25 protein-coding genes are annotated in these 22832 nt (G+C 56.9%); 20 read left to right on the top strand and 5 right to left on the bottom strand.

What is annotated here, in order from left to right; genetic code table 11:
• Positions 1-6: 6 nt before the first annotated feature.
• The 4 genes from WCY31_RS11805 to WCY31_RS11790 all read right to left on the bottom strand — a co-directional run bounded on the left by WCY31_RS11805 (position 7) and on the right by WCY31_RS11790 (position 3095).
• Complete coding sequence (locus WCY31_RS11805; protein WP_345972532.1) at positions 7-777, bottom strand: hypothetical protein; 771 nt, start codon at positions 775-777, stop codon at positions 7-9.
• A 135-nt stretch (positions 778-912) separates the two neighbouring features.
• On the bottom strand, positions 913-1938 hold the full coding sequence (gene amrS, locus WCY31_RS11800; protein ID WP_345972530.1) for an AmmeMemoRadiSam system radical SAM enzyme: 1026 nt from the start codon (positions 1936-1938) through the stop codon (positions 913-915).
• A 100-nt stretch (positions 1939-2038) separates the two neighbouring features.
• Positions 2039-2236 carry a hypothetical protein gene (locus WCY31_RS11795; RefSeq protein ID WP_345969984.1) on the bottom strand — a complete coding sequence of 66 codons (198 nt, stop codon included), beginning with the start codon at positions 2234-2236 and terminating at the stop codon, positions 2039-2041.
• 4 nt (positions 2237-2240) lie between these two features.
• The gene (locus WCY31_RS11790; protein ID WP_345972528.1) at positions 2241-3095 is read right to left on the bottom strand and encodes a CvfB family protein; all 855 of its coding nucleotides are present in this window, start codon (positions 3093-3095) and stop codon (positions 2241-2243) included.
• A gap of 56 nt (positions 3096-3151) precedes the next feature.
• Between WCY31_RS11790 and WCY31_RS11785 the strand changes: the two genes are divergently transcribed.
• Genes WCY31_RS11785 through WCY31_RS11775 form a run of 3 tightly spaced genes read left to right on the top strand, consistent with a single transcriptional unit; the run spans position 3152 to position 6625 of the window.
• Positions 3152-4162 (top strand): hypothetical protein, encoded by a 1011-nt coding sequence (locus WCY31_RS11785; RefSeq protein ID WP_345969982.1) that lies wholly within the window; start codon positions 3152-3154, stop codon positions 4160-4162.
• 10 nt (positions 4163-4172) lie between these two features.
• Positions 4173-4592: a hypothetical protein gene (locus tag WCY31_RS11780; RefSeq protein WP_345972526.1), complete on the top strand. Its 420-nt coding sequence runs from the start codon at positions 4173-4175 to the stop codon at positions 4590-4592.
• Positions 4589-6625: an ATP-binding protein gene (locus WCY31_RS11775; RefSeq protein ID WP_345972525.1), complete on the top strand. Its 2037-nt coding sequence runs from the start codon at positions 4589-4591 to the stop codon at positions 6623-6625. Before WCY31_RS11780 ends, WCY31_RS11775 begins: the two co-directional genes overlap by 4 nt.
• 165 nt (positions 6626-6790) lie before the next feature.
• Here the strand turns inward: WCY31_RS11775 and WCY31_RS11770 are convergent, their stop codons facing one another.
• Entirely contained in the window at positions 6791-7453 is a 663-nt protein-coding gene (locus WCY31_RS11770) for a response regulator transcription factor (RefSeq protein ID WP_345972524.1), read from the bottom strand.
• A 204-nt stretch (positions 7454-7657) separates the two neighbouring features.
• Between WCY31_RS11770 and WCY31_RS11765 the strand changes: the two genes are divergently transcribed.
• The 17 genes from WCY31_RS11765 (at position 7658) to WCY31_RS11685 (ending at position 22781) form a co-directional block, all read left to right on the top strand.
• Positions 7658-9310 (top strand): multiheme c-type cytochrome, encoded by a 1653-nt coding sequence (locus tag WCY31_RS11765; protein ID WP_345972523.1) that lies wholly within the window; start codon positions 7658-7660, stop codon positions 9308-9310.
• A 143-nt stretch (positions 9311-9453) separates the two neighbouring features.
• Positions 9454-11160, top strand: coding sequence for a multiheme c-type cytochrome (locus WCY31_RS11760; RefSeq protein WP_345972522.1), 1707 nt, complete (start codon positions 9454-9456; stop codon positions 11158-11160).
• 220 nt (positions 11161-11380) lie between these two features.
• Positions 11381-12379 carry an RDD family protein gene (locus WCY31_RS11755; RefSeq protein WP_345972521.1) on the top strand — a complete coding sequence of 333 codons (999 nt, stop codon included), beginning with the start codon at positions 11381-11383 and terminating at the stop codon, positions 12377-12379.
• 281 nt (positions 12380-12660) lie between these two features.
• Positions 12661-12774 (top strand): 50S ribosomal protein L36, encoded by a 114-nt coding sequence (rpmJ, locus tag WCY31_RS11750; protein WP_231019314.1) that lies wholly within the window; start codon positions 12661-12663, stop codon positions 12772-12774.
• A gap of 2 nt (positions 12775-12776) precedes the next feature.
• The gene (rpsM, locus tag WCY31_RS11745; RefSeq protein ID WP_345969975.1) at positions 12777-13139 is read left to right on the top strand and encodes a 30S ribosomal protein S13; all 363 of its coding nucleotides are present in this window, start codon (positions 12777-12779) and stop codon (positions 13137-13139) included.
• Between the two features lie 11 nt (positions 13140-13150).
• Positions 13151-13543 carry a 30S ribosomal protein S11 gene (rpsK, locus tag WCY31_RS11740; RefSeq protein ID WP_231019312.1) on the top strand — a complete coding sequence of 131 codons (393 nt, stop codon included), beginning with the start codon at positions 13151-13153 and terminating at the stop codon, positions 13541-13543.
• Between the two features lie 11 nt (positions 13544-13554).
• Positions 13555-14181 carry a 30S ribosomal protein S4 gene (gene rpsD / locus WCY31_RS11735; protein WP_345969974.1) on the top strand — a complete coding sequence of 209 codons (627 nt, stop codon included), beginning with the start codon at positions 13555-13557 and terminating at the stop codon, positions 14179-14181.
• 21 nt (positions 14182-14202) lie between these two features.
• On the top strand, positions 14203-15195 hold the full coding sequence (locus WCY31_RS11730; protein WP_231019310.1) for a DNA-directed RNA polymerase subunit alpha: 993 nt from the start codon (positions 14203-14205) through the stop codon (positions 15193-15195).
• 9 nt (positions 15196-15204) lie between these two features.
• On the top strand, positions 15205-15555 hold the full coding sequence (gene rplQ / locus WCY31_RS11725; RefSeq protein ID WP_345972520.1) for a 50S ribosomal protein L17: 351 nt from the start codon (positions 15205-15207) through the stop codon (positions 15553-15555).
• 114 nt (positions 15556-15669) lie between these two features.
• A complete protein-coding gene (locus tag WCY31_RS11720) occupies positions 15670-16128 on the top strand; it encodes a DoxX family protein (RefSeq protein WP_345969972.1) in 459 nt (152 codons plus the stop codon).
• Positions 16129-17877: an FMN-binding glutamate synthase family protein gene (locus WCY31_RS11715; RefSeq protein WP_345972518.1), complete on the top strand. Its 1749-nt coding sequence runs from the start codon at positions 16129-16131 to the stop codon at positions 17875-17877.
• Positions 17878-17979: 102 nt separating this feature from the next.
• Positions 17980-19206, top strand: coding sequence for an aldo/keto reductase (locus WCY31_RS11710; protein ID WP_345972516.1), 1227 nt, complete (start codon positions 17980-17982; stop codon positions 19204-19206).
• A 102-nt stretch (positions 19207-19308) separates the two neighbouring features.
• Positions 19309-19584 (top strand): NifU family protein, encoded by a 276-nt coding sequence (locus WCY31_RS11705; protein WP_345969969.1) that lies wholly within the window; start codon positions 19309-19311, stop codon positions 19582-19584.
• Positions 19585-19674: 90 nt separating this feature from the next.
• Positions 19675-20277: a hypothetical protein gene (locus tag WCY31_RS11700; protein ID WP_231019302.1), complete on the top strand. Its 603-nt coding sequence runs from the start codon at positions 19675-19677 to the stop codon at positions 20275-20277.
• Complete coding sequence (locus WCY31_RS11695) at positions 20258-21553, top strand: UDP-N-acetylmuramoyl-L-alanyl-D-glutamate--2,6-diaminopimelate ligase (RefSeq protein WP_345972515.1); 1296 nt, start codon at positions 20258-20260, stop codon at positions 21551-21553. The genes WCY31_RS11700 and WCY31_RS11695 overlap by 20 nt, the downstream gene beginning before the upstream one ends.
• A gap of 29 nt (positions 21554-21582) precedes the next feature.
• The gene (locus WCY31_RS11690) at positions 21583-22146 is read left to right on the top strand and encodes an outer membrane beta-barrel protein (protein WP_345972514.1); all 564 of its coding nucleotides are present in this window, start codon (positions 21583-21585) and stop codon (positions 22144-22146) included.
• Positions 22147-22154: 8 nt separating this feature from the next.
• Complete coding sequence (locus WCY31_RS11685; RefSeq protein WP_345969966.1) at positions 22155-22781, top strand: Ig-like domain-containing protein; 627 nt, start codon at positions 22155-22157, stop codon at positions 22779-22781.
• The last annotated feature ends 51 nt before the right edge of the window (positions 22782-22832 follow it).

Genomic DNA, 22832 nt, shown 5'->3' with positions numbered 1-22832 from the left:
ATCACTTCACTTGTTGACTGAAAAACTCCACCTATCAAGCTGTAAACTTGCAATATGTTTTTTATACGCTCCAACAAGTTCTTTTTTACGGTTTTCTTCCATGCTTTTTTCCGTATTATCTCCCCATCCTTCAGTCATAATATTGTACAAAGCCATTGAGGCATCGATTGAATTTTGAATTTTATTTTTCTCATCTATTGAACGTATAGTTTTTCCTAGTTCAAAGAGTAATGACATAGTAGTTCTATCTTTTAAATCAGGAGACAAAGCAGTGTAAGGTATGCCAGTTAGGAAATCTTTTACTTGTATGCTGTAATGTTTATATTCACTCCAGGGAGAAGGTTTTTTTAAACTTATATGTAGGTGTTTTAAACGAAGAGCTATTTGGAGATCGATTTCCTCCATTTTTGCTTTATTTTTTCGTTCTTCAGTTAATCTACTCTGCCACCGAGATATAAGCCAACCGAGAACACCAACAACAACGGTAGAAAGCAACCAGATACCCAGCGGAGTATTGAAAAATTTCAATATTCTGGCATACCATGTCGTTGGTTTACGAGATTTTTCTATTTCTTTCCTGACTTCTTCCCGAAATATTTCTTCTCTTTTTATCCTCTCTTTATCATTTTTCAGGAGTTTAAGAGTGTTAGGTTGATTGCTCTTGGTGAAATTTATTTCACTGCTCGACTTCAGTGAACTATTTAACTCATTTTTTGCTTGTACAGACAAACAAAAAAAAGAAATTGAAATCATAAAAATAACAATTAATTGTCTCATACTTTTTCCAAAATCAGCGGTTTTTGAAATATTATAGCTTATTGGAAATTGTAGATCATTTTATAATTGTTTGAGATCGGAAAGTATGCACTTTCATTGGGACAATGGGAGCACCTATGAGATAGGCAAGCGCCCTTACTCCCACACCCCCGGGATATGCGTCCCGCACTGCGGGCAGTTGCCTTCGTCGGTGAGGTGGTTCTGTACGTACTGGCCGATATGGCCGCTGCGGTTGATGATCTTGAAGCCGCAGTTGGGGCAGTAGGTCGATTCGCGGTCCTCGTCGTCGTAGTTGCCGATGTAAACGAAGTTGAGCCCCTCCTCCTTGCCGATCTCGTAGGCGCGGATCAGGGTGGTTGGCGGAGTTGGCGGGGTGTCGAGCATCTTGTACATGGGGTAAAAGCCGCTGACGTGCCAGGGGATGTTCACGTCGAGGTCGGCGACAAAACGCGCGATCTTTCTTATCTCCTCGTCGCTGTCGTTCTTCCCGGGAATCAGCAGGGTCGTTATTTCGATCCAGATCCCCTTGTCGTGGGCGTATTTGACCGTATCGAGCACGGGCTTGAGTTTGGCGCCGCAGATGTCCTCGTAGAACGCTTCCGTGTACCCCTTGATATCGATATTCATCCCGTCGAGGTAGGGCAGCAGGGTGTCAATGGCCTTGTGGGTCTCGAAGCCGCTGGTGACGTAGATGTTCTTCAATCCCGCCTCGTGGGCGAGTTTGGCCGTATCATAGGTGTATTCGAAAAAGACGACCGGTTCGTTGTAGGTGTAGGCGATGGAGTCGCAGCCGTACTCTTTGGCCAGGGCAACGATCTGTTCGGGGCTGAGCGGCTGTCCCGCGATCTTATGGTCGTGCTCCTTGGGGTACTGGGAGATGTCCGCGTTCTGGCAGAATTTGCACGCAAAGTTGCAGCCGACCGTTCCGAAGGAGAAGGCCTTGGTGTCGGGCAGGAAGTGGAACATCGGTTTTTTTTCGACGGGGTCGACGTTCACGGCGGCGGCCAGGCCGTAGGTGAGCAACTGTAGCTGCCCCCCTTCGACTTTGCGGATACCGCAGACGCCGTACTCGCCTTCTGAAAGTTTGCAGTGCTGGTGGCACGCCTCGCAGAGGATGCGGCCGTCATCGAGTTTTTTGGATAACCATGCAGGGGCTGACATACGCTCTCCTTTCATCTGTAATCGGTAGAAAACGGATCGCCTGAATAGGAACTGCTTATATTCCATTATACACTGTTTATGAAAAGGGGCGTTTGGTTCGTTAGAGGGGGCGGATCTTTTTCTTGACGCTTTTCGGGAGATGGGCGAAGGGGAGGGTACGCTCTTTGCCGCTTTCTTGTGCACGCACGACGACGTTCATGCTGTTGGGGTCGAGGCGCAGCAGCTGCCAAAGCTCCTGTTCATGTTCGAAAACGATCTTCAGATCGGCATAGGATTCGGCCGGTTTCTTCTTCGCCATCGCACTATTTGCGGTAGATCCCGGTCTCTTTGACCTCGATATCGCCGCTCTCCTGCAGCTGGACGAGCGCTCTCTTGAACGCCTTTTTGCTCAGGCCGAAGGTTTTGGTGATGAGGTCAGCATCGCTTTTGGAGTTGTACGGCAGCATGCCGCCCGCCGCGTCGAGGGGGGCGAGGACCTTCGCCTGGTCGCTGCCGGCGCGGGCCGTTTTCCCGACGGGCTGCAGGCTGACGTCAAAATTGCCGTCGGCACGGACCTGTTTCACATAGCCGGTCCGGCTGTCGCCGACCGCGACCGGTTCGAAGATCTCGTTATCGAAGGCGAGCCCCTCGTAGGCATCGTCGACGATCACTTTGAAGCCCAGGGGCGTTTTGGCAATAAAGAGCAGCTTCACCTCTTTGTTCGGGTGGTAGCCCCTCGGTGAATGCGAGAGGTACTTGCTGATGCGCTCCACTCCGACGAGGCGGTCGGATTCTTCATCCTTGACAACCCGCAAAAAACGCTTTTCACCGACTTTGAAGGGGGTCTTCTGACGGTTTTTCGGTACCAGCAGGTCCTTGGGCAGTCCCCAGTCCACGAAGGCGCCGAATTTGGCGACGTCGACGACGGTGAAAAAGCCGAATTCGTCACGCATCGCCGTCGGCCGATCGGTGGTTGCGACGGGACGGTCTTCGGAGTCGGTATAGACAAAGACCTCCAGGAGGTCGTCGATCGCCATGGCATCGGTCACGTACTGGTTGGGTAGCAGGACGTCGCTGCCGTCCTTCGCCATCAGGTAGGCACCGGGCACGGCAAAGCGGTCGATCCGGAGGGTGTTGACGCGACCGAAGTCAAGGGTGGGGGTAAGGGTACTATTCATACCGACATTATAGCCCAAAGCCTCCGCCGTTATGAGGAGTCATTGTATAATGGGGCATGATGAAGATGATGGGACGGGTTTGGACCGCGGGGCTCCTGGCACTATTGACACTGACGGGGGCGGCAGCGGACGAATACCGTCTCGGCGAAGGGGTGCAGGTCGGTAAAACGCCGCTCTACCTCGGCGGGTACTTCTCCCTGGCCTACTGGAACAACTTCAAAGGATCAAGCGAGATCAGTCTCGATGATCTGGCCGTCATGTTGTACGGTACAAAGGGAGCGTGGAGCGGACTTGCGGAGATTGAGTGGGGCGATCTGTACCGGAGGCGCTACGGGTACGATGCCCAGACCGATATCGACGGCACCCCCCATACGGAGCGCGTTTACCTCCAGTATGAACCTTCTGAACGGCTGCAGGTGACGGTCGGAAAGTTCAATACGCCGGTCGGCTACTGGAACCGGATGCCGGTCAATGTTCTGCGCGATACGACCTCCAGTCCCAGCATCACGGAGAAGATCTTTCCCCGCTTTACTACGGGCATTGATGCCAAGATCACGGCGGGGTCCGTCAGCGTCAATGTCCTGATGCAGATCACGAAAGACCTGGATGCGGCGTTTAACGGTGACAATCTCTATAACAACTTCGATATCGAGCGCCAAAGCGGGATCGGTGTCATCGGCGAACGGGGGGCCTGGTCGTACGGGGTGAATGCCGGACGCTACGAGGAGCGGGTCGAAGAGGAGGCGTGGGGTTACCTCTATGTATCGGGTCAGTACCGTACACCGTTGACCAGGATCATAGCCGAAGCCGGCTACCGGCGGAATGATGACAACACGCGCAGCAATGCGGGGGGGTACCTCCAGGGAACCCGGCAGATCCGTGATCACCATTACGCGGTACTGCGTCTGGAGTACACAACGGACTATGTGGCCAACTCCGATGACACGGTTACTGTCGTAGGGTATACCTATCGTCCGCTTTTCCCCGTGGCGCTCAAAGGCGAGTACCAGTTTCATACCCGGGAGAACGAGGACGTGATGATTGTGTCGTTCTCGATGCTCTTCTAGGATGCGTACGATGGTGAAACCGGTACTGATTCTGCTCCTCTCCCTGGCGCTTAACGCCGAGGAGTGGGCCCTCATCATCCGTGCCGACTCCCCCCTAAGCGCGTTGAGCACGGCACAGATACGCGATGTCTACCTCGGCAAAATTCGTTATGTCAGAGACGTGAGGCTCTTCCCGCTGCAGCTGGGGGCGGAGAATCCGCTGCGCCAGCAGTTCGAACGGGAGACGCTGCAGCTCTCCCGTGCGGCGCTGCGGGAGTGGTGGATCCGGCGCCACTACCTCGGTCAGCGGCCGCCGAAGGTCGTGGGTTCCGCCGAAGCGGTTCTGGCCTACGTGCAGCAGGTGGAGGGTGCTTTGGGCTACATCCCTTACGCCATGGCGGAGGATGCGAATGTCACCGTGCTGCATTATGAAGCGGGGAGGTCGCAGTGATCGGCTGGATCCGGCGGCATATGGCAGCGAAACTGCTGCTGCTGATCTTTCTGATCGGCGTCGTGCCGTATGCGGCGATCCTCGCCTATACGCTCGTGAGTGAGGAGCGGCTCTATACGGAGCATTTCTATGATGAACATCAGGGGAGAATGGCACAGGTCGTTTCGGATGTCGAGGACCATATCGAGCAGCTCTATCGGGAGCTGCACTTTCTGGCCGGTTCGGTTGTCATGGACGACCTGCTGATCAACGACCTCGACCGCCGGGTGGCATCCTTGCTGGAGCGTTACAAGGGGGTGTATGATCTTGACATCACGCTGTTGGCGCTGGGGCTCAACGGCCGAGTTGTCGCCGCGACGGATGTGGCGCTGACAGGGAAGCCCTACGCCCGGTATCGCGCCTTCGAGCGTGCCGTGGGGCAGAGTGCGCCCGTCCAGGCGGACGACGGACTTCTGCTGCTGGAGGTCCCGGTGCACGCGGCTTTGGGGGCGGAGCGGGTGATCGGCTATCTGGTAATGGAGTACAAAACAGCGAACCTGCAGCGTTTTAATCTGGAAGGTGCCCCGGCATCGAGTTTCTTTGTCAATACGGAGACGGGCAGCACCATCGGGGGGACTTTGCCCCCCTTCAGGGTGGAGGGGCTCAAGGGCGTGGTGGAGAAGAAGCGGACGCTTTGGCTCTACCGCTCGCTGGCGCCGCAACTGGCGGGCTGGTACGTCGTCTACCACCTGGATCGGGCGCTCCAGCGCTCGCTGATCGGCGACCTGAACCGTCTTTTGAGCCTGATGCTGATCTTCGGCGTCGGGGTGATCGCCGCGGCGGCCTTCTGGTTCTCGCGTCGCATCGTCGCCCCGCTCGGGGCGCTGCAGCGCCAGGCATCGGATATGGTGCGGACCCGCCAGTACAGTCTCCCGGTCGACAGCGGACGCACGGACGAGATCGGGCAACTGGCGCAGGCGTTCAACGCGATGGCGGAGGATATCCGCCGCGCCTTCGAGGCGCTGGAACGGGAGAACGTTTTCCGTCTGCAGCGTCTGACGCAGATGATCGCCCTTTTCCACCGCCTGATGGAGACGGAGGAGGAGAGTGCCTGCTTGAAAACGGCCCTCTCCGAACTGAAAATGCTTGCCCCCGAGTACAATGTACGGTTCGCCCGTGCCGGGGCGGCAAAAGCGATGCCGACGCTCTTCGTGTACGACTTCGAGCATGAAACGCTCAAATACTACGGTTCGCTTATCCTGCCCGAAGGGCTGGCGGAGGAAGAGCAGGCGTTTTTCCGTGCCGTCGCTTCGATGATCGCGGCACGGATCGGGCAGATCCGCGCCTATAACAGGTTGCGCCGCGACTCGGCGGCGAAAACGGCGTTCATCTCCCATCTCTCTCACGACCTGCGTACCCCGCTGCACGCCATCTTGTCCCAGACCCAGTTCCTGGTCGGTTACGGCAAACTGGAAGCGGGCGCGCTTGAACGCATCGGGGGGATTGAGCATGCCGCCCAGCAGCTGCTGGGGATGGTAAACGATTTGCTGGACCTGGCGCGGTTGGATGCCGGAAAGTACGAGCCGGAGCTGGAAACCCTCCAGACGACGGAGATTAGCGAGATGTTCGATGAGGTGGGGACGCTGCTCGCCCCCCTGGCGGAGCAAAAAGGGGTGGCACTCCTTCTGCCGGCGTCCGTGCCGGACGCGACCGTGGTCGCCGACCGCCGTTTCCTGCGGCAGATCATCCTCAACCTGCTCTCCAATGCAGTGAAGTTTACCGACAGCGGCAGCGTCATTTGCCGGTTCGATACGACAGAGTCTGTCCTCTGCCTTCGGGTACAGGACACCGGGCGGGGGATGACGGCCGAGACGCTGAAGCATGTCTTTGAACCCTTTGTACAGTCGGAGGAAACGGATCGGGCACGCGGCGGCAGCGGCCTGGGCCTGGCCCTGAGCCGGCGCTATGCCCAGCATATCGGTGCGGAACTGACGCTTTCAAGCGACGGCGTGGGCCGGGGAAGCACGGCGCGTCTCTGTCTGACGACGCTGTAGCGTACGATTTTCGGCTGTTTTCGGGAAACATCACTGTGCGAGCGGTACCCTTGTTTTGCCCGGATACCGCATTGTCAAGGAAACAGCGCGGTTCATCTGCGCATGGGCTCACCGCCGAGGGGAACACAGCGTTAGCGTAGGGAGCCGGGCTCTGCCCGGATGCCGTTATGCTTTAATGGTATAGCCGACACCGCGGACGGTCTGGATCAGTTCCGGGCGGTCAAGCTTTTTGCGGATATTGCGGATATGGACATCGATAAGGTTGCTGACCGAGATCCGGTCGAAATCCTTGCTGATGTGTTCGTTGAGCTGGAAGCGTGTCAGGACGATGCCCTGGTGCTGCATCAGCAGCGTCAGCAGGTCGAACTCTGCCAGACTGAGTTTGACAGGGGCGCCGGCCACGCCTACCTCCCTTGCAATAATATCGACGACGACATCGTCGGCATTCAGCTTGGAGCTTTTAAGCGGCGCGTCCCGGCGCAGCAGGGCGCGGACACGTGCCAGCAGCTCGATGCTCGAGTGGGGTTTGCACAGGTAGTCGTCGGCGCCGGCATTGAGCGCATGCACCCGGTCGTCGACGGTGATGTTGGCCGAAAGGACGAGGACGGGAATGCAGATTTTCTGCGACCGCCAGCCGTGCAGCAGTGTGATGCCGTCGCCGTCGGGGAGGTTCCAGTCCAGAAGGATAAGGTCGAAGTTCTGCTCCTGCATGGCGTGTTTTGCTGCGGCGACGCTGCCGGCGGCAACGGTTTTGTACGCCTCCTGGTGCAGGGTCTCCTCAAGCTGCCGGGCCACAACGGGTTCGTCTTCGACAATCAGGATATCCACTTTGCCTCCTTCTTGGTATTTATCCGTATTATACAAGGGGTTGGTAACCCTTCATCAAATCTTCATACAGATGTTCCATACTGGCAATGGAGAAAAATGTCGGGGGGCTTCCCCCAGTGATGAGAGGAGATGAAGATGAAAACGCAACTTTGGCGGAAGACAGCGAGTGTAGTTATCGCAGCCGTTTGGCTGGGAGGATGCCAGATGGCGACAACAACCGAGGGCGACAGTGAGGTCGTCGGTGATGTCAGCGGCGGGGGAACGACCTGGAACGGTACCGTGGCCGATTACACGCTACTGGCCTGGAACGATCTGGGGATGCACTGCATGGACGGAAAGGATTTTTCCGTCTTCTCCATCCTGCCGCCCTATAACAATCTGAACGCCCAGCTGATCAAGCGGGCGGGGACATCCGATAAGCATGTGACCGGCGGGGTGACGATTACCTATACCGCCGCCCCGTCGCTGGACGGGAAGTACAATACGACGAGCGTCTATACCGACAGTAATGACCTGAAGACGAACTTTTGGGACTACGTGGGAGCACTCTTCAACGCGACACTTGCACCGGACACGGGATTGACGGGCAATCATACCCCTGAATTGACCGGACATACACTGAGTTATAACGCGGCGGAGCAGTGGTGGGAGGCGACGGGCCTCCCTATTACCCCGTATAACGACGACGGGAGCAAGAACTACTATCCGATGGTGGATGTGACGGCGAAGGATGCGTCGGGGAACGTGCTGGCGACGACCAAGGTCGTGCTGCCGGTCAGCGACGAGATGGACTGCCGTGCCTGCCACGGTTCGACAAGCGGCTATACGGCGGCGATGCCGAATGCGGGCTGGGCCAACGACGCCGACCCGGAGAAAGATTACAAATGGAATATCCTGCGGCTGCACGACCAGGAGCATCCGACGGCAGTGAGCGCGCATCAGTCCGAGCTGCAAGCGGCCGGCTACAACGGATATGACAGTGCCGGCCTGGAGGCGACGGCGCAGAACAACAACCCGGTGCTCTGCGCGACCTGCCACAGCACCAACGCGCTGGGGACGGCGGGTGTGAGCGGGACGAAACCGCTGACCGAGGCGCTGCACTCCCTGCATGCCGGGGTCAAAGACCCGGTGAACGGGTTGAGCCTGAACAGCTCGACGAACCGGGACGCCTGCTACCGCTGCCACCCGGGGGCGGCGACGAAGTGTTTGCGCGGCGCAATGGGCAAGCAGAGCAATATCCAGTGCCAAAGCTGCCACGGCAGCATGAGCGCCGTCGGAACACACGGCCGCAACGGCTGGCTGGAAGAGCCTAACTGCCAGGCCTGCCACCAGGACGGTAAGCGGTATGAGACGGCGGTGACGGATATGCAGACGGGCACGCTGCGTGCGGCGCTCGACACCCGTTTCGCGACGAACCAGAACACGCCGGCGTCGGGGGTGAGTCTCTACCGTTTCAGCACGGGCCACGGAGACATGCAGTGTTCGGCCTGCCACGGTTCGACCCACGCCATTTACCCGAGCGCACATACGGAGGATAATCTCCAGAGCATCGCGGTGCAGGGGCACGAGGGCACCATCGCCGAATGTACGGCCTGCCATGACACGATGCCGAGGACAACGGCTGAAGGGCCGCACGGTATGCACAGCGTCGGCCAGTATTGGGTGAGCGCGCACGAAGGCGTCGCCGAAAGGAACCGCTCCCAGTGTACCGTCTGCCACGGCAGCGACTACCGCGGCAGTTTCCTTTCCAAGACCTTCTCGGCCCGCAGTTTCAGCACCGAGTGGGGAACGAAGACCTTCGCCGCCGGCCACGCAGTCAGCTGCTATGACTGCCACAACGGTCCCGGAGGGGATTGATCTTTCACTCAGAGAGGTGCCGCCCGCGTCGGTCTCCTCTCATAGATTTGTAACCATTCTGGCCACTCCTTTCTGAGAAATCTTCATTCAATCTTCATAACTTTTTTTCATAATAGTCCTCACGTTTGTATAAGGAGGACGGTATGAAAGGCAAAAGAGTACTTGCCGGTGTCGTGTGCGTGGCTTTGGCCTGTGCTATGGTAACGGGGGCCAACGCGAAAAGCGATGGGCACAGAGGCAAAAAAGGCAGAGGTGGAAGCGGCGGTACGAGTACGGCTTCTTATACATTACTGGCCTGGAACGACTTGGGGATGCACTGCATGGACGGGAAGGACTTTTCGGTCTTTTCGATCCTGCCGCCCTACAATACGCTCAATGCGCAGTTGATTATGAAAGCTGACGGCGGTGAAAAGCACGTGACCTCCGGGGTCACTATCACCTATGCATCAGCACCGTCACTGGACGGGAAATACAATACGACGAGCGTCTACGACAACCGTCACAATCTCAAGACGAACTTTTGGGACTACGTGGGCAGACTCTTTCTTGTAAGCCCTGCCCCTGATGTCGGCCTGACGGGCAACCATACGCCGGAGATGACCGGGCATTCACTACATTACAATGCAGGGGAAAACTGGTGGGAAGCGACGGGGCTGCCGATCACGCCCTATAACGATGACGGCAGTAAGGACTACTACCCGATGATCGACGTAACGGCGAAGGATGCGTCGGGGAACGTGTTGGCGACTACAAAGGTCGTGCTACCGGTCAGCGACGAGATGGACTGCCGCGCCTGTCATGGCAGTGCCAGCGGCTATAGCGAGGCGATGCCTTCATCCGGATGGGAGAACGATGCCGATCTGGAAAAGGATTTCAAATGGAATATTTTGCGGCTGCACGATGAGGAGCATCCGACGGCGGTGAGCGCGCACCAGGCGGAACTACAGGTCGCGGGTTACATGTCTTATGACGATGCGGGGCTCTATACGACGGCCAAGAACGGCAACCCGGTGCTCTGTGCCACCTGCCACAGTACCAATGCCCTGGGGACAGCAGGGGTGAGCGGGACGAAACCGCTGACCGAGGCGCTGCACTCCCTGCATGCCGAGGTCAAAGATCCGGTGAACGGCCAGCCCCTGAACAGCTCGACGAACCGCGACGCCTGTTACCGCTGCCACCCGGGCGCGACGACGAAGTGTCTGCGCGGGGCGATGGGCAAGATCAGCAGTATCCAGTGCCAGAGCTGTCACGGCAGTATGAACGCCGTCGGACAGCACGGCAGGGTCGGTTGGCTGGAAGAGCCTAACTGCCAGGCATGCCACCAGGACGGGAAGCGGTATGAGACGGCGGTGACGGATATGCAGACGGGGACGCTGCGTGCGGCGCTCGACACCCGTTTCGCGACGAACCCGAACACGCCGGCGTCTGGGGTGAGCCTCTACAGGTTCAGCACGGGCCACGGCGACATGCAGTGTTCGGCCTGCCACGGCTCGACCCATGCCATCTACCCGAGTTCGCATACGGAGGACAACCTCCAGAGTATTGCCGTACAGGGGCATGTGGGGACGATTGCCGAATGTACGGCCTGTCATGATACGGTGCCGGCAACGACCAGCGGCGGGCCGCACGGAATGCACAGCGTCGGACAGTCTTGGGTGGGTGCGCATGAGCATGCCGCCGAAGGCAACCGCGCACAGTGCGCTGTCTGCCACGGCAGCGATTACCGCGGCAGTTTCCTCTCAAAGACCTTCTCGGCGCGCAGCTTCAGCACCGAGGGTGGGATGAAGACCTTCGCCGCCGGCCACGCGGTCAGCTGCTACGACTGCCACAACGGCCCTGGAGGGGATTGATCCCTCCGCGACAAAGGGTGCCTTACCGGCACCCCCTTTCTCATAATACCCCATCACCAAGCCCGCATTGGCAATGTTCTGACGGATATGATATCCGAGATTCTGCTTGACCCTCAGGCGATATGCTGCCAGTCCGCAGCGATTACAGGTAGTGTTGCGGCATAAAGAAATTGAAGTTATTTTTGTTAGAATCTACACATTTTTAGCGGAGGGGAAATGCATGGAGCAGCGCTATGTATCTGTTTGGAACCGGTTTTTGGCGTATTGGATCGATATGATCGTTCTCAACGCATTTTTCGGTCTTTTCTTTGCGTTTCCGCTTCTCTTTGGGTTCGAGTCTTCCGGGATGTCGATCGTACTCGCTGTGACCCTTTCGATCGCCGCGCTGCTTTATATGCCGCTGATGCATGCCTCGTCCTATCAGGGGACCGTCGGAAAGCTGGCGCTGGGGCTGCGGATTGTCGGCCCTGACGGTGGGCGTATCGCTTTTTTAAGGGCGTTTATCCGTGAGATCATCAAAGGATTCTCCTTTCTCTTCGTCCTGCCGCTTTTTGTCATACTGTTTTCAAAAAAGCGGCATGCATTGCATGACATGGCGGTCGGAAGTTCCGTGCTTGATCGGGATAGCGAGGGTACGGGCAGCTACAAGAGCGCCAGGAACATTGCGACCCTCTTTTTCATCGTGACGCTTCTCTCCAGTATCGGCGGCATGCTCTTTTTCGCCAGTGCGGCAGGGAGCCTGTTGTCGCAGATGGGAAAAATCGTCTCGTCGTCGCAGCCGAATATGCAAACGGGGCTACAGACAGGAGCTATGCATGGGGGTATGAACATGCATGAGGGGAATGTAACGTACCGCATCCGCTACGAATCGCATATGGAGTTCGGCGGCTCACAGTCGGCGCCCGTACCGGCAAGCGCTTCGTCCGGTCAGGGTTCGGATGTGACGCAGCAGCTCTTCGCCCTGGTCAAAGGGGCAACAGACGACGATTACAAAGCGGTGCGTCTCATTGTGAGGGGAGCGGACGTCAATGCCAGGGACGACGAAGGGCGCACACCGCTTTTTTATGCCATGAAGCAGCGGCATATCGAGATAGTCAAGGTGCTGGTCTTCAAAGGTGCGGATACGCGGGCAAAAGATAATAAAGGGGTATCCATCCGGACGTTGGCGAAAAATGACCGCGCGTTGCAAAGGGCGTTGCGCTACGGCAGGGAACAGTAAGTGCCCCTGTAGGGTGAATTTGCCGGCATTCTTAATAATACATTCAGCTTTTTTTAAGTAATATACGCGTCCACTTTACCGTTTTAAACACAAAGCGTTGAGTATTTACATCTGTTTTTTGACAAGGCAGCTGCAAGTATTGGTAGGGTTTGAGTCCCGCCTAAAACGCGTAAAGCGAATCGCTGGTTATCGTGGGCCGTTTCCGCACGGCGGAATGCGGCTGAACCCACTTTTCCCCGGGTGGGGAGAGTGTTTCAATATAAACCAACCAAGGGCATACAATGAAAGTACGTTCTTCCGTCAAGAAGATGTGTGATGACTGCAAAGTCATCAAGCGCAAAGGGATCGTCAGAGTCATCTGCAAGAACCCTAAACATAAACAGAGACAAGGATAAACATGGCACGTATTGCTGGTGTAGACCTTCCTAAGAAAAAACGCGTCGAGTACGGCCTGACCTACATTTTCGGTATCGGCCTTCATACGTCACGCCTGATCCTCGATGCGACTGGCATCGATTATAACAAGCGTGTCTACGAACTCTCCGAAGACGACGTTGCCGCGATCACGAAAGAGATCCGCGAAAAATACATGGTCGAAGGTGACCTGCGCAAACAAGTCGCAATGGACATCAAAGGCCTGATGGACCTCGGTAACTACCGCGGTCTCCGCCACCGTAAGGGACTGCCTTGCCGCGGTCAGAAAACGAAGACAAACGCACGTACCCGCAAAGGGAAGCGTCGTACTGTCGGCGCAGCGTAAGGAGCGATTGAATGGCTAAACGTAAAGTAACTCGTAAAAAAGTTGTCAAGAAGAACATTGCACGCGGTATCGTGCATATTTCTGCATCTTTCAACAACACGCTCGTTACCGTTACCGATGAGATGGGTAACATGATCGCTTGGAGTTCTGCTGGCAGCCTTGGTTTCAAAGGTTCCAAGAAGTCCACTCCGTTCGCAGCGCAGCAGGCGGTAGAAGCCGCTATGGAAAAAGCAATGGTACACGGCATCAAAGAGGTCGGTATCAAGGTTCAGGGTCCGGGTTCCGGCCGTGAAACAGCAGTGAAATCAGTTGGTGCGATCGAAGGTGTTCGCGTCACGTTCATGAAAGACGTTACTCCGCTGCCGCACAACGGTTGCCGCGCGCCGAAACGTCGTAGAGTGTAAGGGGGCTATAGATGGCAAGATACAGAGGTCCAGTAGAAAAGATCGAAAGAAGATTCGGCGTCAGCCTCAACATGAAGGGCGAACGCCGCCTTGCAGGAAAATCTGCACTCGACAAACGTCCTTATGCTCCGGGTCAGCACGGCCAGCGCCGCAAGAAGGTCTCCGAGTACGGTCTGCAGCTCAACGAGAAGCAGAAAGCGAAGTTCATGTACGGTGTTTCCGAGAAGCAGATGCGTTCTCTCTTCGCCGAAGCAAAGCGTCGCGAAGGCAACACCGGTTACAACCTGATCAACCTGCTTGAGCAGCGCCTTGACAACGTTGTTTACCGCATGGGATTCGCGTCTACACGCCGTTTCGCACGCCAGTTCGTTACCCATGGTCACATTCTGGTCGACGGTAAACGTGTCGATATCGCTTCTTACCGTGTCAAACCAGGCCAGAAGGTCGAAATCCGCGAAAAGAGCAAGAACAACGTTCAAGTTGTCCGTGCGATCGAACTGACCAGCCAGACAGGTATGGCTCCGTGGGTCGACGTCGACGGCGAGAAGAAGTTCGGGATCTTTACCCGCCTGCCGGAGCGTGAAGAAGTTGTTATTCCAGTGGAAGAACGTTTCATCGTCGAGCTTTACTCGAAATAATCTTTAATCGAAAGGCGCTTTATGAAAAAGATCAAAACAGCTCCGCTTCTGCCCGAAGAGTTCGTCGTCGAGCAGATCAGCGATACCGAAGCGAATGTCATTGCCTATCCGTTCGAGACAGGCTATGCGGTTTCACTGGCGCACCCGCTGCGCCGGTTCCTGCTGAGCAGCTCGGTAGGCTATGCGCCGATCGCGATCAAGATCGAGGGCGCCAAGCACGAGTTCGACTCTGTGCGCGGTATGCTCGAAGATATTTCTGACTTCATCATCAACCTCAAAAGCATCCGTTTCAAACTGAAAAACGATGCCAAAGAGGCGACGATCGATTACAGCTTCGTCGGACCGTGCGAGATCAAAGGAAGCGATCTGATCAATGACGACGTTGACGTTGTCACCCCGGACGCTTTTCTCGCGACGCTGAACGAAGACGCGACGCTGAACTTCTCGCTGAAGATCTTCCAGGGGATCGGTTACGTTCCGAGTGAAGACATCCGCGACGAGATCGAAGAGGGCTACATCGCCCTCGACGCGTTCTTTACGCCGGTCCGCAAAGCGACCTACGCGATTCAGAACGTCCTCGTCGAAGACAACCCGAACTTTGAGAAGGTTGTCCTGAACATCGTCACTGACGGTCAGATCAGCCCGCTGGACGCTTTCCGCAACGCCCTGAACGTCATGCATGCGCAGATGGCGGTCTTCAGCAGCGAGATCAGCATCCAGTCCCCGGCAACGATCGAGCGTGCGGAAGCTTCCGAAGAGATCGGCAAGCTGACGGCACCGATCGAAGAGCTCGGCCTCTCCGCGCGCAGCTTCAACTGCCTGGACCGCGCTGACCTGAAATACATCGGTGAGATCGTCCTGATGAGCCAGAATGACCTTAAAAACGTCAAGAACCTTGGCAAAAAATCGTATGACGAGATCGTTGAAAAGCTCGAAGAAGCCGGCTTCCAGGTCGGTCAGGAGATGAGCGACGAAACGATCAGCGTACTGAAAAAGAAAATTGAATCTGAATAAGGAACTGTCATGAGACATCGTCACGGATACCGCAAGCTCGGTCGTACGAGCGCACACCGCGCCGCCCTGCTGAAAAACATGAGCATTGCGTTGATCGAAAACGGAAAAATCGAAACGACGCTGCCGAAAGCGAAAGAGCTCCGCTCTTACGTTGAGAAGCTGATCACGACGGCACGCAAAGGTGACTCCAACGCGCACCGCGCCGTCTTCGCTTCCCTGCAGAGCAAAGAAGCGGTCAAAAAACTGATGAACGAAGTTGCACCGGAATACAAAGAGCGCAACGGCGGCTACACCCGCATCATCAAGACCAGAACACGCCGCGGCGACGCGGCTCCGATGGCTTTCGTCGAGCTGGTATAACTGCATCACGAGGGGGCTCCCCCTTCGTACCTCCCCCTTTTTTTCACCGATTTCTTTCTCTATCTTCTTCATTCCCGTTAATGGGCTGTTTTTGAATTTGGCTACAATGGTTGCATGACACCCGAAGGAGTCGTGATGCGGTTCGGTAAGTTCTATGGCGAGTTTTCGCGGTTGGGCGAATACGGCGGCAGCCTTTTTCTGCTTGCTGCCCGTTGGGCGGTCGCCGTCGGTTTCACGGAGGCGGCCCACCTCAAATGGGAGGCGATCGATGCGACGGCGGAGTGGTTCGGGGTACTGGGGTACCCGTTCCCGCTTTTCACCGCCTACCTCGTCTCCTCCATCGAAGTGACGGGTGTCGTCCTGCTGGCTTTGGGGCTGCTGACCCGCCTCATCGCCGTGCCGCTGATGGTCATCATGGTAACGGCAATCCTGACGGTACACCTTCCCAACGGCTTTGAGTGCAGCAAAAACGGTTTCGAAATCCCGCTCTATTATTTCATTTTCCTTGGTCTTTTCCTCAGCCATGGACCCGGAAAATACAGCCTGGACCACCTGATTTTCAAAGGAAATTAGATGGATCAGCTCCTTGATTTCATCCACGGCGAATACTCCTTCCCCATCATGGCTTTCCTACTGCAGGGCAGCGGTGCGGTGTTGCTTCTGCTGGCCCTGATGACGCTGGTCTATGACCGCTATATCCAGCGCGAAAACCAGTTGCTTATCAACTACCCCCTTGTCGGGCGGCTGCGTTATGTCTTTTACGCCCTGCGGGACCCCATGCGCCAATACTTCGGTGACGAAGATTTTTTCGACTCCTTTGATAAGGTCAAATGGGTCTATAACGCGGCAGAGAACAAGGGACTCGTTTCCTCGTTCTCGCCGGGGCAGCCGCTGCACGGCACGCGCCTGACGCTCAAAAACGCCAATCTTGTCCTGAACAAAGAGGAGGTGGCGGAACATCTCAATGTGACTTTCGGCAGCAGCGTCCGGTTTCCCTTTACCGCAGCATCGGTCGTGGGTCGCTCGGCGATGAGCGACGGCGCCATCTCGCCGGAGGGGACGAAGGCGTTCGCCTGGGGAGCGTTTCTGGGCAATTTCCCTATCAATACGGGAGAGGGATCGCTGACGTCGAACTTTTTGATGACGCACCGGTTTGATCCGAAAAACTGCGGATACATGGAAGCGGAGAGGGGGACCGTCTTTGCCCGGAGCATCTACCGTCTGATGCGCATGGTCGTCAATCCGGCTATCGCCGAGCGGGTCTACCGCCATATGATCCTTGCACCGAAGGAGGAGGAGACCTATCTTTTCGACCCCGTATCACTTAACTGCTACCGCATCGACTGGAGAGCACCGATGGAGGCGTTTCCCGAGACCGTACCGGGGGACCTGCCCGATATTATTTTCCAGATGGGGAGCGGCCTGTACGGGGTGCGGGATGACGAGGGGGAATTCGATCCCGAACGGTACCGAAAGGTGATGCGTTTTTGCCGGATGACAGAGATCAAGCTCGCCCAGGGGGCGAAACAGACGGGAGGGAAGCTCCTGGCGGAGAAAGTGACCGACGCGATCGCCTATTACCGCGGCGTGGAGCCCTATAAAGACATCTTCAGTCCGAACCGTTTCCCCTATGCCCATACGCTCGAGGAGCTCTTCGACTTTGTCGGGGAGCTCAAGCGGCTGTCGGAGAAACCGGTCGGGATCAAGATCGTATTGGCCTCCGCCGAGGCATTCGCACCGTACGCGGCACTGATCGAGGTGCGGCTGGCGGCGGGCTCCGATGCCTATCCCGATTTTATTACCGTTGACGGCGCGGACGGGGGCAGCGGCGCCGCGCCGCTGGCAATGATGATGAGCGTCGGGATGACGCTGCACAAGGCACTCTACGTCGCCGATCGGGACCTGAAACGGATCGGTGCCCGTGAGAAGGTGAAGATCATTGCGAGTGAAAAGGTGCTGACCCCTGATGACGCGACCCTGCTGCTGGCCCTCGGTGCGGACTATGTCGGCATTGCGCGGGCTTTTATGATGACGGCAGGCTGTATCCGCGCCCGGGAGTGTTCGGGGGCCAACGGGCGACACTGCCCGGTGGGGCTGGCGACCCAGGACCGGAAAAAGCGGGCTTCCTTCCTCATCGCCCAGAAGGCGCACCGGGTGGCCAATTACCACCGTCATATGATCGAGGGGATCCGGGGGCTGATGGCGGTGATGGGCGTTCGAACACGCGAAGAGCTCGACCATACACGGCTGAGCGTGAGAGACGGCGACGGCGGGCGGAACCGGGACATTGATGCCTATTTCGAGGCGGCCGTCGCCGGATAGGCAGGAAAGGCTAAAGGGGGCTATGGCATCCTTCGGTTATGAAAAGTATGGGCATCGCCTCTCCCGTTGTGGGGAGCGTCGGATGCCGGTAAGGGAGAAAAGATGGCGGAGATCGGTTTCGGCACCTACCGCGTCAGCGACGAGAACCCCGAACATATCGAGGCGTTGCGTATGGCGGTCACTTCGGGCGTCAGGGTTATCGATACCTCGACCAACTATATGGACGGCGGGGCGGAGCGTGCCATCGCAAAGGCGCTGCGTTTTATGGAGGACGACGCGCGGGAGAAGGTGCAGATCGTCAGTAAATTCGGCTACATCCAGGGGAGTACGATGGCGCGCCTGGAAGCGGGGGAGCAGTTCGAGGAGGTCGTCGAATACGCCCCGCACGTCTTCCACTGCATCCACCCCGATTTCATGTGGGACCAGCTGGAGCGTTCGCTGGAACGGCTGCAGGCCGCGTCGCTGGAGTGCTATCTGATCCACAACCCGGAGTATTTCCTGCTGGATGCCCTCAACAAAGGGCGGCAGCGTAGCGAAGTACTCGATGAGATGAACGAGCGGATCTATCGGGCATTCGTCGCGCTGGAAAAAGCCGCGGCTGCCGGAAAGATCGACGGCTACGGCGTCAGTTCGAACAGTTTTGCCAAAGCGGCGACGGACCTGGAGTTTCTCCCCTACGAAGACCTGGTGGCTCTGGCGATCCATGCGGCCGAAAGCGCGGGAAATGCCCAGAACCACTTTACAACGGTGCAGCTGCCGGTCAACCTGCTGGAGACGGAGGGGCTCAAGTGTGCGGCGTGGGCCAGGGAACACGGGCTTCGGGTATTGACGAACCGTCCCCTGAACGCCCAGCACGGTCAGCAGATGTTTCGGCTGGCGGAGTATCCCCCGTCACCGACATACGAAGCGCATCTCAACGAACTGCTCCAGCTGTGCGATCACGAAGCGTTGGCGTCGCTGCGCAACCTGGTACACCAGCTTGATGAAGTCAAACACCGATTCGGCTGGGTCGGCGAATATGAGTCGTTCCTCTACGGCCAGGTGATGCCGCACATCCGGCAGGTGCTTGAAAAACTCGACGAGGCCGAACGCGGTGCATTGGCGCAGCAACTGGTGCTCTTCCTGGAGGCCTACGGCGCCGCCGTCGCCCACGAATGCAGCCTGAAAGTACGCGATGCCGTCGGCGCGCAGCTGGAGGGGTGCGACCGTCCCCTGCAGGAGTGTGCCCTGGCCTTTTTGGTGAATCGGCCGGAGATCGACGTCGTACTGCTTGGCATGCGCAAACCACGTTATGTTGCCGCAATACTCGAAGCCTTCCCCGCAGGCTGAGGAATCGCCGCGTCCCTGTTAAATTTATGACTTGTTAAGCGCATTTTTCCTATTTTATGATCATAAAAATGTCGACAGGTGTCGAAAAAAGGACAATCACATATGATCCCGTTTACAGATGAAGAACTGTACGAGCCGGTGAAGAACGTCATCGAAAAAGTCCGCCCCTCTCTGGCGCTGGACGGCGGTGATATCAAACTGCTGGGCGTCAAGAACGGCGTGGTCTACGTACAGCTCGGCGGGGCCTGCGTCGGGTGCGGGAGTTCGGGCAATACCCTAAAATACGGTGTCGAACGCCAGCTGCGCATGGATATTCACCCGGAACTCTCTGTCGTTAACCTGCCGATGGGCATGGAAAACCAGATGGACGCCGTATAGGCGTCCGCCGTGAGATAACAAAAAATACGTTATAATAGATTATCTCTTAGAGAGAGAGAAATGCATACGATTTTTGAAAGAAGGAAGAGCATGAAACCAGTCAACAAATATAAAACGCTTGCCCTTGCTAACGAAAGTTTCAATCAGGAAAATTATGAAGAGGCGCTGCGCCAGTATGCGCAGGTGCTCCAGGATTATCCCGAGTCCAAAGAGGCCTTTAACGGGGCGATCCTCGCGGAGATGGCGATGAGCGGCGAAGAGGCGGCAGAGGCGCTGTTCGATTACTACGAAGTGCTGCGCGAAGAGGATGCGGAGCAGGCCGATACAGTCATCTCCGAGATCCTGCAGACGATGGACGGGACGGTGGAACAGCTCACCTCTCTTTTTTCCGAGCCGCTGCGCCACCGCCTGGATTACGAAGACGGGATTCTTTACGACGATTTCCGCCAGCTGGTCAAAGAGCAGGGCGATTTTAAAACGATTTTCGAGAACATCATGTTCTCAACGCGGGTGCTTATCACCGAAAAAGAGGAGTTTATCGACTTCCTCAGCCAGCTCAACCGCCACGGATACCACAAAATGGCGATGAACTACATCGAGACGGCCCTCTCGATGTACCCCAACGACGATCAACTGCGCGCCCTGCTGCGCGACATTCTGAAGAGCCGACCGGTTGAAGATAGCGCTTCCTGATCAACCGTTCCGTTTTGTAACGGAAAACTCCGCAGAGTGCGACGCCGAAACGGCGTTCGTCCTCACGGGCCTCAACCGCCGCTACCTTGACGATGCCAAGGCGCGCGGTGCGCACTCCATCATCTCCCCCGCCGACGTCGCTCCCCTGTTCGGACTTGACCGCATCAACGTGATCGGGATTACCGGCACCAACGGCAAGACGACGACGGCGAGCGCCATCTACTCCATCCTGCTGGACCTTGGTCACAAAGCGGCGATGCAGGGGACCCGCGGTTTTTTCATGAACGACACCGTCGTGGAGGGCAAAAGCCTGACGACGCCGACGCTGCTGGAGACCTATCGCCACATCTACCAGGCGGTGGCAGCAGGGTGCGAATACTTCGTCATGGAAGTGAGCTCCCATGCGATCGTCCAGGCGCGGGCAGAGGGGATCGATTTCGCGCTGAAGATCCTCACCAATATCACCCAGGACCATCTTGATTATCATGAGACGCTCGAGGAGTACGTCCGCGTCAAGAACAGCTTCTTTGCCGATGAAGGGAAAAAGCTGATCAACAAGGACGAGGCAAAGGCGGACTTCAACATCAAAAACGCTTTTACCTACGGGGCCGAGAACCCGGCGACCTACAAGGTGGTGGCCTATTCGCTCAATGACGGCATCAGCGCCGTTGTGCAGCATTTCGGCAAGATACACACCTTCCACAGTCCGATGCACGGATTCTTCAACGTCTACAACCTCACCGCAGCCGTGGCAGCGGTCCACCTCGTTACCGGCGACGATCTCGAAGCCGTGTGCGACGCGGTCGGCGGTTTTGCCGGGGTGAGCGGACGGATGGAAGTGGTGAGCGAATCTCCTTTGGTTATCGTCGATTTCGCCCACACTCCGGACGGTATGGCGCAGGTCCTCAATGCCCTCAAAGAGAAGGAGATGCTGGTCGTCTTCGGGGCAGGGGGCGACCGCGACCGCTCCAAACGTCCGCTGATGGGACGGGTGGCGGAGAACCTCGCCAAGAAGGTCTTCGTCACCAGCGACAACCCCCGCAGCGAGGACCCCGATGCGATCATCGCGGACATCCTGGGCGGCATGACCTATCCGGAGAAGGCCGTGGTCGAACCAAACCGCAAAGCGGCGATCGCCATGGCGCTGAGTGCGCGCAGCGGCGACGAGGTCGTCGTCGTGCTCGGCAAGGGCGACGAGCAGTATCAGATCATCTACGACAAGCAGTTCCCTTTTGACGATCGCGAGGTCATTCGTTCTCTGTTAAGTGAGGTTTGACTATCATTACGGTTAAAAAAGGCGGTAGGGTGAAACGGTTTATTGTCATTATGGCGCTGTGCCTCGGGGTGCTGCATGCCGAAGCAACGCTGCATGTCGGTCTCGGAGGGATTGCGGGGAGCGAAAATTTCCGCGTCAAGAACCCCGGAATATCCGACCGTAAAACGTCGGCAACGCTGCAGGGCGTCCAGTTGAAGCTCGGGTACGGAAGTATCCGCTCCTACGCGGTCGAACTGGACCTGGGCTACGGTCGTTACGATAAGAACATTTTCTCCGAGCGCGACAGCGATTACGTCTATTTCGATATCAGCCTGATCAAGGCTTTCGATTTAGAATGGGGCTTCTACCCCTTCTTCAAACTCGGGTTTGGCACAGGAGAACTCGAGGTGCGCCGCACGGTGACGAAGTCGGTGAGTTCGGGTAGCTTCTTCGCCGGGCTGGGGGGCTACCTTCCCCTGGGGGCGGGTTTCGACCTTGAAGCCTCCGTGATCTACCGGGGGAAAAGCTGGGAAGACCTCGATATGATCAGCAACCAGACGGAGACGACGTCGTCGATCTTTGAGCCGTACATCGGCATCAACTTCCGTTTTTAGGAGAGGGAATGTATAGAGGGATTCTTTTGGGGACGCTACTGCTGCTGTCGGGGTGCGGGGAGAACAGCAACACCCCGCTTGCCGGTGACATCGCTTCGCTTGCCGTGGAGGCGAATGCCACGACGTTTTATGCCACACAGAAAGTGCAGATGAGCGCCGTAGCGTCCTATACGAACGGCGTACCTGACAGCAACGCGACGGAGTTCGTCGAGTGGAGTGAATCAAACAGCTCCATCGCCTTTTTCAGTACAACAGATGCGGCGAGCAGCCCGGGGCTGCTGAGCGGCGGCGAATTCGGCGGAGACGTGGAGATCACCGGCAGCTACAAGCAGTTCTTCGACACGGCCGTCGTCCATGTCCATGCCCTCGCATCGGTCACCCTCTCCATCGAGAATAACGATACGAACCTTTCGCAGGAACAGACGTTGCAACTCAAGGCGCTGGGAACTTTTGATGATAACACGACGCTGGATGTGACCGAGAGCATGACATGGATTCTGGGCAACGCCGGGGAGAGCAACGCGACCCTGGAGCAGAACGGTACCCTCTACACGGGGGATGCCAACGGCACCCTCGATATCAACGTGACGCGCTACGACGTCAACGCATCGCTGACGGTCACCGTCACGCCGTAAGCAGCGCCAATGGCGTTGTCTTAAGCCTTCCCACTAACTTTTTCGCTAAAT

The sequence above is a fragment of the Sulfurimonas sp. HSL3-1 genome (assembly GCF_039645995.1).
Lineage (GTDB): Bacteria > Campylobacterota > Campylobacteria > Campylobacterales > Sulfurimonadaceae > Thiomicrolovo > Thiomicrolovo diazotrophicus.
The sequence above is the reverse complement of the archived record's forward strand: the minus strand, read 5'-3'. Positions and strand labels throughout refer to the sequence as shown.

Bases quoted from the DNA above. Each gene is read 5' to 3' on its own strand.
- WCY31_RS11805 (WP_345972532.1), bottom strand. From the start codon at position 777: ATGAGACAATTAATTGTTATTTTTATGATTTCAATTTCTTTTTTTTGT.
- amrS (WP_345972530.1), bottom strand. From the start codon at position 1,938: ATGTCAGCCCCTGCATGGTTATCCAAAAAACTCGATGACGGCCGCATC.
- WCY31_RS11795 (WP_345969984.1), bottom strand. From the start codon at position 2,236: ATGGCGAAGAAGAAACCGGCCGAATCCTATGCCGATCTGAAGATCGTT.
- WCY31_RS11790 (WP_345972528.1), bottom strand. From the start codon at position 3,095: ATGAATAGTACCCTTACCCCCACCCTTGACTTCGGTCGCGTCAACACC.
- WCY31_RS11785 (WP_345969982.1), top strand. From the start codon at position 3,152: ATGATGAAGATGATGGGACGGGTTTGGACCGCGGGGCTCCTGGCACTA.
- WCY31_RS11780 (WP_345972526.1), top strand. From the start codon at position 4,173: ATGGTGAAACCGGTACTGATTCTGCTCCTCTCCCTGGCGCTTAACGCC.
- WCY31_RS11765 (WP_345972523.1), top strand. From the start codon at position 7,658: ATGGCGACAACAACCGAGGGCGACAGTGAGGTCGTCGGTGATGTCAGC.
- WCY31_RS11760 (WP_345972522.1), top strand. From the start codon at position 9,454: ATGAAAGGCAAAAGAGTACTTGCCGGTGTCGTGTGCGTGGCTTTGGCC.
- WCY31_RS11755 (WP_345972521.1), top strand. From the start codon at position 11,381: ATGGAGCAGCGCTATGTATCTGTTTGGAACCGGTTTTTGGCGTATTGG.
- rpmJ (WP_231019314.1), top strand. From the start codon at position 12,661: ATGAAAGTACGTTCTTCCGTCAAGAAGATGTGTGATGACTGCAAAGTC.
- rpsM (WP_345969975.1), top strand. From the start codon at position 12,777: ATGGCACGTATTGCTGGTGTAGACCTTCCTAAGAAAAAACGCGTCGAG.
- rpsK (WP_231019312.1), top strand. From the start codon at position 13,151: ATGGCTAAACGTAAAGTAACTCGTAAAAAAGTTGTCAAGAAGAACATT.
- rpsD (WP_345969974.1), top strand. From the start codon at position 13,555: ATGGCAAGATACAGAGGTCCAGTAGAAAAGATCGAAAGAAGATTCGGC.
- WCY31_RS11730 (WP_231019310.1), top strand. From the start codon at position 14,203: ATGAAAAAGATCAAAACAGCTCCGCTTCTGCCCGAAGAGTTCGTCGTC.
- rplQ (WP_345972520.1), top strand. From the start codon at position 15,205: ATGAGACATCGTCACGGATACCGCAAGCTCGGTCGTACGAGCGCACAC.
- WCY31_RS11720 (WP_345969972.1), top strand. From the start codon at position 15,670: ATGACACCCGAAGGAGTCGTGATGCGGTTCGGTAAGTTCTATGGCGAG.
- WCY31_RS11715 (WP_345972518.1), top strand. From the start codon at position 16,129: ATGGATCAGCTCCTTGATTTCATCCACGGCGAATACTCCTTCCCCATC.
- WCY31_RS11710 (WP_345972516.1), top strand. From the start codon at position 17,980: ATGGCGGAGATCGGTTTCGGCACCTACCGCGTCAGCGACGAGAACCCC.
- WCY31_RS11705 (WP_345969969.1), top strand. From the start codon at position 19,309: ATGATCCCGTTTACAGATGAAGAACTGTACGAGCCGGTGAAGAACGTC.
- WCY31_RS11700 (WP_231019302.1), top strand. From the start codon at position 19,675: ATGAAACCAGTCAACAAATATAAAACGCTTGCCCTTGCTAACGAAAGT.
- WCY31_RS11685 (WP_345969966.1), top strand. From the start codon at position 22,155: ATGTATAGAGGGATTCTTTTGGGGACGCTACTGCTGCTGTCGGGGTGC.